Origin of the sequence: Pseudoalteromonas sp. XMcav1-K (assembly GCF_044005875.1) — a bacterium.
Lineage (GTDB): Bacteria > Pseudomonadota > Gammaproteobacteria > Enterobacterales > Alteromonadaceae > Pseudoalteromonas > Pseudoalteromonas spongiae.
Genome location: NZ_JBIPJE010000043.1, coordinates 109175 through 123151, shown reverse-complemented (window position 1 = coordinate 123151; position 13977 = coordinate 109175). Strand labels below are relative to the sequence as shown.

Sequence of the window (13977 nt, the reverse complement as noted above, 5' to 3'; positions counted from 1 at the left end):
CCCAAGTATGACTTAATCCCTGAAAAAGTCTAACTGGCATTTACCCAAAAACCACGACTTGCTAATATGCATTGTTGGCTTTAGGCCATTACTTTAAGGGAAACAATAATGACATCATTTAAACTCTCACTACCCGCATTACTCGTCGCATCAGCGGTCGCGATTACTGGCTGTAATGCAACTAGCAAACAACAAGAAACACAATCGGCACAACAAGTAACAGCACAAGACGCAAAAGCGTTTTTAGCAAATACTGAAACAGAATTAATGGCGCTTTATAACGAAGTTAGCCGTGCTGAGTGGATTTACGCAAACTTTATTACGCACGATACGTCAGGCCTATCTGCTGCAGCAAACGAAAAGATGACTGCTGCTGTAGTTCGTTTAGCAAATGAAGCGTCTAAGTTTGATAAATTAGACCTAGACGAAGATAGCCGCCGTAAACTAGATAAACTGAAGCTGGCACTCACCCTGCCTGCTCCACAAGATCCAGCTAAAACTGCTGAGCTTTCGAAAATCGTTGCTGAACTTGGCGGCCTTTACGGTAAAGGTAAATACTGTAAAGAAGACGGTAAGTGCTTAAGCCTTGGCGATATGACTGCAACCATGGCAACAAGCCGTGATTATGACGAACTACTTGATATTTGGACTGGTTGGCGCGAAGTTGCTAAACCAATGCGTCCTCTTTACGAGCAACAGGTTGAGTTAACAAACCAAGGCGCAAACGAGCTTGGCTACGCAGATACTGGCGCTATGTGGCGCAGTAAATACGATATGCCTGCCGATGACTTTGCCAAAGAGTTAGACCGTATTTGGGGTCAAGTTAAACCACTATATAATTCACTACACTGTCACGTTCGCGCTAAACTAGGCGAAAAGTACGGTGAAGACAAAGTACCACAAGATAAGCCAATTCCAGCACACTTGCTTGGTAACATGTGGGCACAAACGTGGGGTAATATCTACGATGTAGTTGCACCTGCGAATGCTGATCCGGGTTATGATGTAACTGAATTGCTTGCTAAGCACAACTACGACGAACTAAAAATGGTGCGTGGTGCTGAGAAATTCTTTACGTCAATGGGCTTTGCACCATTACCTGAGACATTCTACGAGCGTTCACTGTTTACTAAACCACAAGATCGCGACGTGCAATGTCACGCTTCAGCTTGGAACTTAGATAGCAAAGACGATTTACGTATTAAGATGTGTATCCAACGTACTGGTGAAGAATTCTCAGTAATTCACCACGAACTGGGCCACAACTTCTACCAGCGCGCTTACAACACGCAACCAATTTACTACCAAGAAAGTGCTAACGATGGCTTCCACGAAGCAATTGGTGACACTATCGCCCTTTCTGTAACACCTGGTTACTTAAAAGAAATCGGTTTACTTGATGAAGTACCTGATGAATCAAAAGATATCGGTCTTCTAATGAAAATGGCAATGGATAAAATTGCATTTATTCCATTTGGCCTACTTGTTGACCAATGGCGCTGGAAAGTATTCTCTGGTGAAGTAACACCTGAGAACTACAACCAAGCATGGTGGGAACTGCGTGAAAAGTATCAAGGTGTTGCGGCTCCTGTGGCTCGTACTGAAGAACACTTTGATCCAGGCGCGAAATACCACGTACCAGGTAACACACCTTATACACGTTATTTCTTAGCGCATGTTCTACAATTTGAATTCCACCGCGCATTGTGTGAAATCGCTGGCAGCAAAGAGTCAATTCACCGTTGTAGCGTTTATAACTCAAAAGAAGCCGGTGAGCGTTTAGATGCGATGCTGAAAATGGGTTCTAGCCGTCCATGGCAAGAAGCGCTTGCAAGCGTAACGGGTAAACCAGAAATGGATGCAACAGCAATTCTTGATTACTTTGCACCATTACAAAAGTACTTAGATGAGCAAAACAAAGGCCGCCAGTGCGGTTGGTAAGCTAATACCAATCCTGTTAAGTATGTGATCAGGGATAGCGCTGGATAAATGAAATGGTAACAAGGCGGAATTTTTCTTATGTAGTTGTTCTACATTGATAAATTTTAACGCAGTTAGCATGATAGTTAGCCCGCTAGAATGATCAGCTATTAAAGTGGGTTGGTATAACTTAGCTTAAACAAAAAAACCGCTGAATTTCAGCGGTTTTTTATTGTTTAAATACGTTTAAAACTGGCCGTACACGGCAAAAACAAGTGCTTCATCAATATCTTGATAGCCAATTGAAAAGGCAAAATTAGCGTCGGTATAATATTTCGCTTTTACTTCAAACTTGCCATCATTTACACCCAGGCCTGCAGAGATTGCTTGGTTTAAATAATAAGTACCAAATACACGGGTAACTATGTCATTCCCGGTTTCAGTCACGGATGCATCAACGGCTAAATGCTGCGCACTGTTTAGCGCCATAAAATAGCGAGACGCCAACTCCCAACTATCTAGGTCTACCTCAGTATCAAAACTAAACGCAAGATAATCAATGCGGTTGATTTGATGATTATATTCAGCACGCGCAAATACTTCGCCGTCTTGACCATCGGCATCGCTATAGCGCGCACTGACTTTAAAATCATCGTTAATCAGATAGCCTGCGCCAGCGCTAAAGGCATCAAAGTCGCCCTGTTTGGCAACGTCTGCGGTGATAAATACATTATTTGGTAAAAAATACTCGCCACCAATATTGTAGAAGTTATCATCGTAAAAGTTATTAATTGAGCCGTACAGGTTAGTATCGGTATTTAGATAGCCAAACTCATCTAACACACCAATCATTGCTTGCGGTTTAAAAAAGTAATGGCTACTAAACGCAAAACCATCGTAGTTATCGGCATTAACATAATTAAATTCGTTAAACGACTGATAACTCGCGGCATTTACACCTGTCGCCGCCATTAATAAACCTGATAAAAGAAATTTCTTCATATAAAACTTGCCACTATCCTAATGTGTATTGACTTAAAATTTTGTAAACCTGATCGATGTCGTCTCCCGCCTTAAACTCTTTTGTTAGCGGATTTGGCTCAGAGCCTAACCAGATTTTTAATTCAGCATCGAGATCAAATGTGCCTGCTGACTCTTTGCTAAATTTAGTTATTTTGCTGTAAGGAATTGAAAGTACTTCGGCTTTATTACCGCGTACACCTTGGCGATCAACCAAAATTAGGCGTTTATTGGTAAACACTAAAACGTCGCGAATAACTTTATACGCCTTTTCAACTTGCTCACCGTCAATCAGCGCTGAATCAATAAAACGCTCAACTTCCTCGCTGTCTACTTCACTTGCATTACCCAATAAGCCTGATAAAAGTCCCATTGTTGTCTCCTTAGCTGTTATATCGGAAAAAGATACTGTTCAGCATCTTGCCAATTTTTGCATTGTTTTACACCGGGTACATATTCAATTAAATAATTTAAGTTACCCGTGTGGCGTAACAATGTCAGTGTCATTAAACTGTTTAGTAACGTTCGTTTATCGTCAACTTGATAAAGGTAGCTTTCTAAAAATTGCTGAAAAACCTTAGTTTTACCTTTTGCTACAAGTAAGCCAACTGTTGTGACTTCAAATAGTGGCTCGTTGCACACTAACGCATCACCAAAGTCAATCACACCACAAAGTGAAATGCCGTCATCACCACGTTTAACTAATAAATTACCCGGGTGCAAATCACTGTGTACTAAATACAAATTAGTGGTGTCTGGTGCGGTATAAGGTGTATGTGCGATATAGGGAATAAAATCCGCTAAAAAATCTGCACGCAAGCCCTGGCGTTTTCTTCTGGCGTAACTATTGTGGTATTGCTCATCAATGAATTTTTGCCAATCTTTGTACAGTACGCTTGTTTTTTGCATGGGAATACTGTGCATTTGTAGGCAAAAGCGTCCTAATTGCGCGGCTATTGACTGTTGTTCATCGTCTGTCAGTTCATTGTAAATATCTGACAGTAGTTGCCCTTCAAGCCCTTTTGTAATTAAGTAACCCCAGTTATTGAGCTCACCGTGCGCAATCAATTTAGGTGTTGCAATCGGTAGTGCTGCCGCGTCGCATAAATTGAGCGCTTCTTTTTCATGGTGATACTGAAATAGCCAATTTGGCGCAATAAATTTAATGTAAAAGGCTTGATTACTGGCACTGTGCAATAGAAATGTGGGATTCTCGCCTGAGCTAACGCGCTCTACTACACTCAGCGCTAAATCATTATTTTCACATATCTGCTCAATCAGCGGTTGCCAATGTGTTTCATTGGTAAAATCGCAAATAGCGCAAGCATATTCATAGCTTGGCGCTTGAGGCAGCGCCATAGCATCAAAATCTTTAATCAAATAACTGGTTTTCAAGCGTTTTTCCGTTGTAAATTTGTTGGTATGCAATCTGCTTTTGATGCAAGTGTTGCAGCAATTGAATATCAAAGTCAGTAACACTGGCATCATATTCAATTAAGTACTCGCGTGATTGCGTTGTTTTTATTTGTATTAGCCCATTTAGCCCTGAAATTGTTTTATCAAAATCATCACTATGTTGTTTTAATCGCAAGGTCAAATACGCATGGTTTTGCGTATCGATATCACCTGAATATTGTTTCAAACTACCAGCTTCAAACACAAATACACGCTGACACAGGCGCTCAAGCTCTGCCAAATCATGTGAGCTCAAAATAAACGTAATCTCAGAACTCAAACCCGCAATTAGTTCCCTTATCTCTTTGGCATGAATTGGGTCGAGCCCTGCCGTGGCTTCATCGAGTAATACAAATGAGGGATTGCCTATCAGCGCTTGAGCAATACAGGCGCGTTTTCGCATACCGTGTGATAATTCTTGTGGCTTTTTTGTTTTGTGTTCAATTAACCCTACTTGCGATAACACACGTGTCACTTCACTAAGCGCAGGCGCTTTTGCAAAACCTTGTAATTTAGCAAAAAAAGCAAGTTGTTTTTCAATACTAAAGCGCGGATCAAGCTGTGCATCTTGCGGTAATACCGCCAGTTTACCAAACTGCGCAGCATGAGGAATTGTGTCGCCATCAAACAGTACTTCACCACTACTCGGTGAAATAAAGCCTGAGATTAAACTAAATAGCGTGGTTTTACCCGCACCATTAGGGCCAATAATTGCAACCGGCTCGCCACTTTCAATGGTCATTGAAACGTTCGTTAATACCTGATTGCTTGCAAAGTGTTTGCTTACATTTTTAAGTTCAATCATGGTTACACCCCTTGCTTCTTAAATAATGTAAACGTCAGCGCACCGTAGATGAGCGTTTGTGCAAGTGGCAGCAAATATTGTTCAGACACGCTGGCGCTTAACGCTAAGGTGTCAAACAAGCTTGCGTTAGGCAGTAAGTAACCTAAAAATGAATAGCCCTGCCAAATATACTCTGCCAATAAGCCAATAATAATGCTGCCTAATGTAAGCAACAGTAAACAATGAACAATGGCTTGTTTAGATGATGTTGAATAAACATTTAACAGCAGCATAAAGGCAATCATCGGTAATACAACAAACATTAAATCAACCAATATTTGGCTGCTTAAATGCAGTGACCCTGAAAGTTGACCCGCATCATTCCAAACAATCAACATAATACTTGCCAATAAGGCAATACCTATAAACGCGGCAACTACCAATACTTGACCAAGAAAGCGGCCAAGCAGTAAATCTTCACGTTTTGCGCGCAACAGTAAAAATCGAATCGTGCCGCGCGCTTTATCACTGCATAACTGATCGGCTGCGGAAAACATGGCAAAAAATGGAAAGGTCAGCACTGCGACTAACCAAAAGACGATTAATTCAGGAACCGCCCACGTAGATAAGTTTTCAAGCCCCACTTCGCCAAGTAATTGTGCCATAAAGCGTTCAAACTGGGGATCTTTAAAAAACGCAGCGCCTTTCGCTACCACGTTGGTCAAAATAAGTGACCAAATCGCAAGGTAGCTAATAATGGCAACTAGCCCTCTTTTTGAAAATAGAAACCGTGAAAATTCAAATTGCGCAAATGCAATAACACGATGAAAGCTAGTTGAACCCATACAAATCCTTTATTTATTTTAATTGTGCTTGAAAACGTTCAAGTCCTTCGGCAAGGTCCAGTTTAAGATCATCTACGTCTTCAAGTCCAACATGAATGCGCACCAAAGGTCCTGAAAAATCGTAGTTTGTTACCGTACGAATGCGATTAAAACTGGTTGTGACGGTAATTAAGCTTTCAAAACCACCCCACGAATAACCCATTTTAAAATGTTGCATACCATCTAAAAGTGCAGTAATCGCAGCTTGATTACCCTCTTTTAATACAAAACTAAAAAGGCCTGTACTGCCGCTAAAATCACGTTTAAACACTTCTGAGCCTGGGAATGTGTCGAGCATCGGGTGACGTACATGATCAACTAACGGATGTTGAGCCAACCAATTGGCAATTTCTAATGCTGCTTGTTCGTGTTGCTTTAGGCGTACCGGCAGTGTACGTAAACCTCGCATGGCAAGGTAAGCATCATCTGCTGATGTGCATTGCCCCATTAGGTAGGCATTTTCACGTAACTGCTCCCAACATGCCTCGTTTGCAATTGCTACGCCCATCATCACATCTGAGTGACCAACAATGTATTTAGTCGCTGCTTGAATTGACACATCAACACCGTGGGTTAGTGGCTTAAAGAAATAACCATTACCATAGGTATTATCAATAAATACCAGCAAATCATGTTGTTTCGCAATTTTAGTCAGTAAAGGTACGTCTTGCACTTCCATGGTAATCGAACCCGGCGCTTCTAAAAAAAGCAATACCGTGTTGTCTTGAATCAAGTCAGCAATGCCTTCACCAATGAGTGGATCATAATAAGTTGTGCTAACTCCCATATTTGCAAGAATTTTTTCGCAAAAGTCACGTGTCGGTTCATACGCGGTATCGACCATCAAAATATGATCGCCTGTTTTTACAAACGACAAAATAGCGTTACTAACCGCTGCCGCGCCACTTGGAAACAAGGCACAGCCTGCACCTTGTTCAAGTTCAGTAATTGCGTCTTGTAAAGCAAAGTGGGTATGCGTACCGCGGCGACCATAAAACAGCGCTTGCTCACCACGCTTGGCGGTGTTTTCTTTCATCTGCGCTACTGAGTCAAAAACAATGGTAGATGCGCGTTGTACAACCGGATTAACCACCCCTTGGGTGTATTTTGACTTGCGACCTGCATGAATAATTTGGGTATTTGCTTTCATAAATCGATTCTACTCTTGGTTCTGTTACAAACATTAAATAGACTTTTAGACGTCTAATCAAATCTAATTTGTTATGAGTTAATCCAATGCTCTAACAGGAAGCGACTAATCGAGCTATAACGCGGCTTTTTAAAACTTGATGAATCATCGCCCCACTCGCCAAATTGCGCTAATTCCTCTCGGCTAAACCACTTAGCGTCTTCCAGTTCATCTTCACCAATATCAATTGTTGTGCTGCTTGCCGTTGCAATAAAGCCAATCATCACTGAATTTGGGAACGGCCAAGGTTGCGATGCGATGTATTCGACCTCAGACACATCAATGCCCGACTCTTCTTTTACTTCACGAATAACCGCTTCTTCGAGCGTTTCACCCGCATCCACAAATCCGGCAAGTGCTGAATAGTTACCTGCAGGCCACGATGCTTGGCGTCCAAGCAAGCAGCGCTCAACACCATCGTCAAACACTTTACGAACAATCATAATCACCGCCGGATCATGACGAGGAAACGTAATGTGACCACACTTTTTATTATCACAGCGACGGGAATATCCCCCTTCATACGAGGTATTTTGGCTGCCGCAGCGCCCACAAAATACGTGTGTTTTGTGCCAATGTAATAAGGTTTTTGCATAGCCTGCGATCGCTACACTGGCAGCTGGGAAACTGGCGAGTTGGCTACGAAATGGCAGTGTTTGATAACAACTTAATTCATCAAGCGCTAATTCTTGCTGGGTTATTTCGATAGCAAAGTACGGGGTATTATTCTCAAGCCCTAAAAAGAGGTGCGGCGCACGCCCTAAAATTGTTGTGACTTGCTTTACACTTAACCACAATAAATCATCAAGGTGGCTAGTCGATAACATCATATCTTGATAAAAAAGCAGTACTTTGGCGTTGTCGCTATTAAGTTGTTGCGTGATAAATTCAGGTTTACTGCGTTCGCGCGAGCAACGCGCCAGTGGCATTTGACTAAAAGGCAGATTTTGCATAGCTAATTTGTTGAATTTAATATGCTTACATTTAAACATAAAAAAAGCGCCAATGGCGCTTTTTAAAACAAAAATGATGTTACAAAATGATCAGTGCTTTAGCTCAGCTAAATATTGTTGTAACTTTTGATTTTCGCCTTCAATGTGCTTGTATAGTTCAGCGTTTACAAGTTTACTTGCCGCTGCTTCGTCAATAACAATCACTGCATCTTGATGGAATTGTAGCGCAGACGCTGGGCATACTGCAGAAACCGCACCTTCGCACATATCACGCACTGCATCAGCTTTATTTTCGCCAGTTGCGAGCAATACCACTTTTTTCGCTTCTAAAATCGTACCAATACCCATGGTAATTGATAAGTGTGGCTGGAATTCACCTTCTGCAAAAAAACGGGCGTTATCTTCTACCGTTTCTTTGGTAAGCGTTTTTACACGCGTTCGCGATGCAAGGCTAGATGATGGCTCATTGAAACCGATATGACCGTTACGACCAATACCTAATAATTGAACATCTACACCGCCGCTTTGTGAGATCTTGTTCTCGTACATTTTACACGCGGTGATCGGGTTTTGTGCATCGCCCGGCGGAACAAACGTGTTACTTTTGTCGATATCAACGTGATTAAATAACTGCTCGTTCATAAAATAACGGTAGCTTTGCGGGTGGTCACCGTCTAAACCTAAGTATTCGTCTAAGTTGAAGCTTGTTACTTGCTTAAAGCTTACTTTATTTGCTTGATTCGCTTTGATCAGTTCTTGATAAAGCGCTACAGGTGTCGAACCCGTTGCTAATCCTAATACAGAATCTTGTTTTCTATTAATTTGATCGATAAAAATCTGAGCACCGTATTCGGCCACTGCAGCTGCATCTTTTAAAATAACTATTTGCATAGGAAAGGCTCTAGTAAGGGGTTAAATAAAAATGGGATCTATGGATATCTGTCCGTGCAAGTATAGATAATCCATAGATCACAAAACCTAATCGGGATACAACGATATTAGGCTTTACCATTATGACAACGCTGTCATTATTGCGTCTATTTACATATTTGTAAAGTAAAAGTGAATAAAAAAGCGTTATAAAATATAAAGAAAATAAAAAAGCAGGCACCGCCTGCTTTTTAAAATAGTAAGCGTTAAACGCTGATTAAAATCTTGCGTTTATATAGCCAATGCAGCACTAACAATTGCACGCCAAGTAAGGCAAACACGCCTATTAAAGGCTGCCAAGGTGCCGGTACCGCAGCAATAAACCCACCAAACACACTGCGTGAAATGTATTCCCAGTTAACTAGGCTTGATGCGAGGTAAATCACAATTGAGTTAGCGCCAATAATTACGAATAGATATGCAGCACGTTGTTGATTAAGTAAATCAACAACAGCATAAAACACTGCCAGTAAAATAAAGCTCCAACCTACCGTTACCATAACAAATGACGACGTCCATAGGTCTTTATTGACTGGAAATACCATATCCCACAGCCAACCCACAGCAAGTGCAACTAAACCTGCAGCAAATAAAATACCTGCAGTTTTCCATTCGCCACGCTCTTGTGCTTGTTTAATATAGCGGCCCGCAATAACACCAAATAACGCGTTAGCAATAGCAGGAATACTCGACAAAATACCCTCGGGATCCATAGGCTTGTTTTGATAAGTAATGCCTGGTAGTAAGTTTGTGTCGAACCATGCGTTCCAAGAACCCGCACCGCCCGCAGATAAATCACCCGCAACACCACCTGGAACAGGTATGAAACAAAGCCAAACCCAATAACCAATCAAGATCCCAGCAAGGGTAAACATTTGTGTTCTAAAGCTGGTATGCCATACCAGCATCGCCGCGACAAACCACGCGACAGCAATACGCCCAAGTACACTTGCGTAACGTACTTCTTCTGGGTTAAGTGGTACCCCAGTGCCCCAGCCATGGTTGTAAAGTACACCAAAAAAGCATAGCAATAATAAACGCTTAAACGCTTTTATATAAATAGGTTTACGGTCAACAAAAGGTAAATGGTCGATACGTTTAGGTGACAACCCCATCGCAACGCCAGATAAAAAAATAAATAAAGGGAAAATCAAATCGTAAAAGGTAAAACCGTGCCACTGACTATGTAATGTTTGCGCCTCAGCAACTTTCCATCCAGCCCAGCCAGTTAAAACAAACAAGGCAGCAAAAATTTTCTCACCGCCTAAAATCCAAAACATGTCAAAGCCACGCAGTGCATCAAGTGATGCTAATCGTTTCTTCGTTTTCTTATTTGTATCGCTCACGACAACCTCGTTTTTATACTTGTAATACCAATGCTGTTACGTGTGCTCTCAGCTCTAGCGCTTAAAAATAATATGCCAAGTAAGCGGAATTTTTCTTATGTAGACATGTTACATAAATAAATTCGAACGCAATAAGCAATAAATTTAGCTCGCTAAAGTGATTAACGCGTTAAGCGAATTGGTACAATAATACCGAGTGAAACAATCCGTTGGTATCACTTAAGTCTAATTACGTGTGTATTTCCCCTAAAAATACACGCTGTTTTTTCACTTTCTTTTAGATAAAAAAAAGCCCCGCTTGTTACTTCAAAGCAGGGTTTTTGCCCAGGAATCAATTATCGCTTTGCACCAGCAACATAGGTTTCTCGTGCATAAAATTCATTGTCCATCACCACAAAGTCAGCATCTGCGCCAACCACTAATCGCCCTTTTCGATTACCTAAACCTAGGTACTGTGCTGGGTAAAGTGATGCCATTCTCAGTGCTTCAGCATAACTAACATCAAGAGTATTAATGGTATTGCGCACCGCACCTGCCATGTCTAACACACTGCCTGCTAATTCACCTGTGGTTGAATTTAATCTATCGCCTGTGCGGATCACTTTACGACCATCAAAGAAGTCAAACTCCATATCGTCAGTACCCACAGGTGGCATCGCATCTGTTACTAGCATAATTTTGCCACGGGTTTTGCTACCGATAGCAAATTTTGCAGATACTGGGTGCACATGATGACCGTCAACAATTAAGCCGCACCATGCGTTGGTGTCAGTTAATGCTGCCCCAACTACACCGGGTTCACGTGAAGTGAATGCACTCATCGCGTTATATAAATGAGTAAAACCGTCGGCACCGGCTTCAAGTGCAGCTAATACCGTTGGATAATCAGCATTAGTGTGACCAATAGATACTTTCACACCCGCTGCAACGAGGCGTTTAATGTCGATGGCAGATACGTTTTCTGGCGCTAAGGTAACTACCTTGATGCCTAAATCTTGGCGCTCAAATACTGCAAATTCGGCTTCCGTAATTGGGCGAATAAATTTTTCGCTATGTGTGCCCTTTTTCGGCATTGATAAATGTGGGCCTTCAAAATGTACGCCTACAATACCCGGCACTTTATCTTTAATAGCCTGAGCTGTGGCATCAGCTGCTCGTTCCATTACTTCAACACTGTCTGTGATAAGTGTTGGTAATAATGCAGTTGTACCAAATTGGCCATGCGCTTTTGCAATCGCATCGACGCAATTTACACTTTGCTCAGCGTTAAAAAATGCACCACCACCGCCATTGACCTGCACATCGATAAAGCCCGGAACAACGGTGCCTTCAAGTACAATCGCATTTTCACTTTGACCTTGCTCAAACGCTGTGATCACGCCATCTTCAACACTAAACGTCACATTTTGAACAAACTGTTCACCGCTAAATAAGCGTGTCGCAAAATACTTCGTAGCTGACATAATTACCCTTTAATTGAGTTTTGCGCAAAATAAACGGCGCCCATTTCTGGCGGCTGCATTGCAGGTTTAACATTTGCCACCACGTCTTTATCTAACCATTCTTGCAATGGCTCGGCTAATCCGCCAATCATTGATAAACGCGGTGGGTTATTTTGTAATAGCTTATTGGCTAAATCGCTGATGTAACGTGCACCATCTTTTACGATTGCAAGTGCAACCTCATCGCCTTTCTTTGCTTCTTCAAGTACTGGACGTGCCAACTGCGCATAGCTGCTTGATGGTTTGCCCGCCATTGCTTCGGCGATGCCCATTGCATCTGTTACTTTAAAATGCGCTAACAGTATATCGGCAAGTGATGTTTTTGGTCCAAGACCATCTAAGCTTAATAATGCTGATTTTACTGCTTCTAAGCCAAGCCATGCACCGCTACCTTTGTCGCCTTGTGCAAAGCCATGTCCGCCTAATATCGTGCTTTGACCATTCACAAATGAAAAACCACACGAGCCAGTTCCGGTAATAATCACTGCCCCATCCTGCCCTTCGTGCGCACCAATACATGCAGTGTGGAGATCAGTTGTCAGAAACATCTTTTTAAATGGATGGTGCCAATCTTGAATTTGTTGATATAAACCAGGCAGATTGACGCCAGCAAGACCAAGACCTGCAACCACATCGTTTACTTTATCGAGGTTTAAGCCTGCGTCTTGAATTGCTAACTGAGTTGAAACCATAATGGATTCAAGCGTGCGATCTAGGCCATGTAACGGGTTAGCAGGACCGCCCAAGCCCGTGCCTAATACCCCATTTTGGCTCGAAAATACGGTTGCACGACACTTTGTACCGCCACCGTCTATTCCAATAAAGATTTGCTCTTTATTTGCACTACTTGCAACCATTAAACAACCTCAATTCTTATAATTTTTCCGTAAAAGCACTAAACACATCTATTTGTTAATTGTGTTTACTATCCACTTTTACGCATTTCCTCAACCCAAGTGTTGATTTAATGTTACACAAATAATGACAGCGTTGTCATTAAATTTTTATAGTTTTTGCTTATCATTAATTAATATCAGCATAACCATATGTTTTATTTAATATTTAATTTAGGCTTATACGACTAATAGCGAACCGACTTTCGCACTTAACAACGATCAAATGATTACTTTTAGTCGTCTAGATTGTATTCAACAAAAAAGCCTATCGTATACTTTTAAATACAATCGTTATCTTAGCTTAGCTTAGCGAACTAGAGTATGTTTACCTTTGCAGTCTATTTATTCAAACAGGTTCAACCCAATGGCAGATACCAACTACTCTTGTAATCCATAGTTAACGCTGCCATTTCAGATTCGCGCTTTGTGCCTAATATGTCAAATTAATAAGCCAAACATTACAATTTCCGGCGCGTAAAAATTAATTGTCATATTTTAGTCTTACCGAGCGCCTATCTCTTTGGCAAATCACAAAGTTACAAACTAAGCTTAAGATAAACAAAGCCAAAAGAGACCGTGCCATGAATTCAATTAAAGTAAAAGATTACATGACGCATCGCGCCGTATCCTTTTCAGTTCATATGACTGTTAGCGAAGCGTCTGAGCGACTGTTAATCTCACATCAAACTGGCGGACCAGTGCTTGATGAACACAAACATGTGGTTGGGTTTTTATCTGAGCAAGATTGCCTTGAGCGTATGCTCGAAGACACCTATCAAAATGAAAGCCATTATAAAGTGGTTGATATTATGCGTACTGATGTACTGGCGATAGATGAAGAACACTCAGTGCTTGATTTAGCGCAGACCATGTTAACAAATAAACCCAAAATCTATCCCGTGGTGGATAGTAGCAAACGCTTGGTTGGGGTGATCACTCGCAGCGATGTGCTTCGTGCAATCGATCAGCACCATCATGCAATTTATGAACAAGGCCACAGACGTTTTGTCTAAAAGCGCTGTAAAATTTTCAGCGAAACAAATTATCGCGCAGTCATTAAAAATGTATTGCGCTTTAAAATTAATCAATAATCGCTAA

13 protein-coding genes are annotated in these 13977 nt (G+C 41.5%); 2 read left to right on the top strand and 11 right to left on the bottom strand.

Going from position 1 to position 13977, the window contains the following annotated elements; translation table 11 throughout:
- Positions 1-108 precede the first annotated feature (108 nt).
- Complete coding sequence (locus tag ACHSBP_RS10830) at positions 109-1941, top strand: M2 family metallopeptidase (protein WP_395388838.1); 1833 nt, start codon at positions 109-111, stop codon at positions 1939-1941.
- A gap of 225 nt (positions 1942-2166) precedes the next feature.
- On the opposite strand, the gene ACHSBP_RS10825 is transcribed toward ACHSBP_RS10830, so the two are convergent.
- The 11 genes from ACHSBP_RS10825 to nagK all read right to left on the bottom strand — a co-directional run bounded on the left by ACHSBP_RS10825 (position 2167) and on the right by nagK (position 12840).
- Positions 2167-2922 carry a putative porin gene (locus ACHSBP_RS10825; RefSeq protein WP_105171269.1) on the bottom strand — a complete coding sequence of 252 codons (756 nt, stop codon included), beginning with the start codon at positions 2920-2922 and terminating at the stop codon, positions 2167-2169.
- A 13-nt stretch (positions 2923-2935) separates the two neighbouring features.
- Positions 2936-3313 (bottom strand): PH domain-containing protein, encoded by a 378-nt coding sequence (locus ACHSBP_RS10820; protein WP_010559920.1) that lies wholly within the window; start codon positions 3311-3313, stop codon positions 2936-2938.
- 17 nt (positions 3314-3330) lie between these two features.
- Entirely contained in the window at positions 3331-4335 is a 1005-nt protein-coding gene (locus ACHSBP_RS10815; protein WP_395388837.1) for a phosphotransferase, read from the bottom strand.
- On the bottom strand, positions 4313-5200 hold the full coding sequence (locus ACHSBP_RS10810; protein ID WP_395388836.1) for an ABC transporter ATP-binding protein: 888 nt from the start codon (positions 5198-5200) through the stop codon (positions 4313-4315). Before ACHSBP_RS10810 ends, ACHSBP_RS10815 begins: the two co-directional genes overlap by 23 nt.
- Positions 5201-5202: 2 nt before the next feature.
- A complete protein-coding gene (locus ACHSBP_RS10805; RefSeq protein ID WP_395388835.1) occupies positions 5203-6024 on the bottom strand; it encodes an ABC transporter permease subunit in 822 nt (273 codons plus the stop codon).
- Between the two features lie 13 nt (positions 6025-6037).
- Positions 6038-7213: a cystathionine beta-lyase gene (locus ACHSBP_RS10800; RefSeq protein ID WP_395388834.1), complete on the bottom strand. Its 1176-nt coding sequence runs from the start codon at positions 7211-7213 to the stop codon at positions 6038-6040.
- A gap of 71 nt (positions 7214-7284) precedes the next feature.
- On the bottom strand, positions 7285-8205 hold the full coding sequence (gene nudC, locus ACHSBP_RS10795) for an NAD(+) diphosphatase (RefSeq protein ID WP_395388833.1): 921 nt from the start codon (positions 8203-8205) through the stop codon (positions 7285-7287).
- A gap of 90 nt (positions 8206-8295) precedes the next feature.
- Entirely contained in the window at positions 8296-9096 is an 801-nt protein-coding gene (nagB, locus tag ACHSBP_RS10790; RefSeq protein ID WP_010559914.1) for a glucosamine-6-phosphate deaminase, read from the bottom strand.
- 245 nt (positions 9097-9341) lie between these two features.
- Entirely contained in the window at positions 9342-10481 is a 1140-nt protein-coding gene (nagX, locus tag ACHSBP_RS10785) for a transmembrane glucosamine N-acetyltransferase NagX (protein WP_394227968.1), read from the bottom strand.
- A 335-nt stretch (positions 10482-10816) separates the two neighbouring features.
- Complete coding sequence (gene nagA / locus ACHSBP_RS10780) at positions 10817-11944, bottom strand: N-acetylglucosamine-6-phosphate deacetylase (RefSeq protein WP_395388831.1); 1128 nt, start codon at positions 11942-11944, stop codon at positions 10817-10819.
- A 2-nt stretch (positions 11945-11946) separates the two neighbouring features.
- On the bottom strand, positions 11947-12840 hold the full coding sequence (nagK, locus tag ACHSBP_RS10775) for an N-acetylglucosamine kinase (RefSeq protein ID WP_054980600.1): 894 nt from the start codon (positions 12838-12840) through the stop codon (positions 11947-11949).
- Between the two features lie 620 nt (positions 12841-13460).
- Between nagK and ACHSBP_RS10770 the strand changes: the two genes are divergently transcribed.
- Positions 13461-13892 carry a CBS domain-containing protein gene (locus tag ACHSBP_RS10770; protein WP_010559910.1) on the top strand — a complete coding sequence of 144 codons (432 nt, stop codon included), beginning with the start codon at positions 13461-13463 and terminating at the stop codon, positions 13890-13892.
- The last annotated feature ends 85 nt before the right edge of the window (positions 13893-13977 follow it).

Bases quoted from the DNA above. Each gene is read 5' to 3' on its own strand.
- ACHSBP_RS10830 (WP_395388838.1), top strand. From the start codon at position 109: ATGACATCATTTAAACTCTCACTACCCGCATTACTCGTCGCATCAGCG.
- ACHSBP_RS10825 (WP_105171269.1), bottom strand. From the start codon at position 2,922: ATGAAGAAATTTCTTTTATCAGGTTTATTAATGGCGGCGACAGGTGTA.
- ACHSBP_RS10820 (WP_010559920.1), bottom strand. From the start codon at position 3,313: ATGGGACTTTTATCAGGCTTATTGGGTAATGCAAGTGAAGTAGACAGC.
- ACHSBP_RS10810 (WP_395388836.1), bottom strand. From the start codon at position 5,200: ATGATTGAACTTAAAAATGTAAGCAAACACTTTGCAAGCAATCAGGTA.
- ACHSBP_RS10805 (WP_395388835.1), bottom strand. From the start codon at position 6,024: ATGGGTTCAACTAGCTTTCATCGTGTTATTGCATTTGCGCAATTTGAA.
- ACHSBP_RS10800 (WP_395388834.1), bottom strand. From the start codon at position 7,213: ATGAAAGCAAATACCCAAATTATTCATGCAGGTCGCAAGTCAAAATAC.
- nudC (WP_395388833.1), bottom strand. From the start codon at position 8,205: ATGCAAAATCTGCCTTTTAGTCAAATGCCACTGGCGCGTTGCTCGCGC.
- nagB (WP_010559914.1), bottom strand. From the start codon at position 9,096: ATGCAAATAGTTATTTTAAAAGATGCAGCTGCAGTGGCCGAATACGGT.
- nagA (WP_395388831.1), bottom strand. From the start codon at position 11,944: ATGTCAGCTACGAAGTATTTTGCGACACGCTTATTTAGCGGTGAACAG.
- nagK (WP_054980600.1), bottom strand. From the start codon at position 12,840: ATGGTTGCAAGTAGTGCAAATAAAGAGCAAATCTTTATTGGAATAGAC.
- ACHSBP_RS10770 (WP_010559910.1), top strand. From the start codon at position 13,461: ATGAATTCAATTAAAGTAAAAGATTACATGACGCATCGCGCCGTATCC.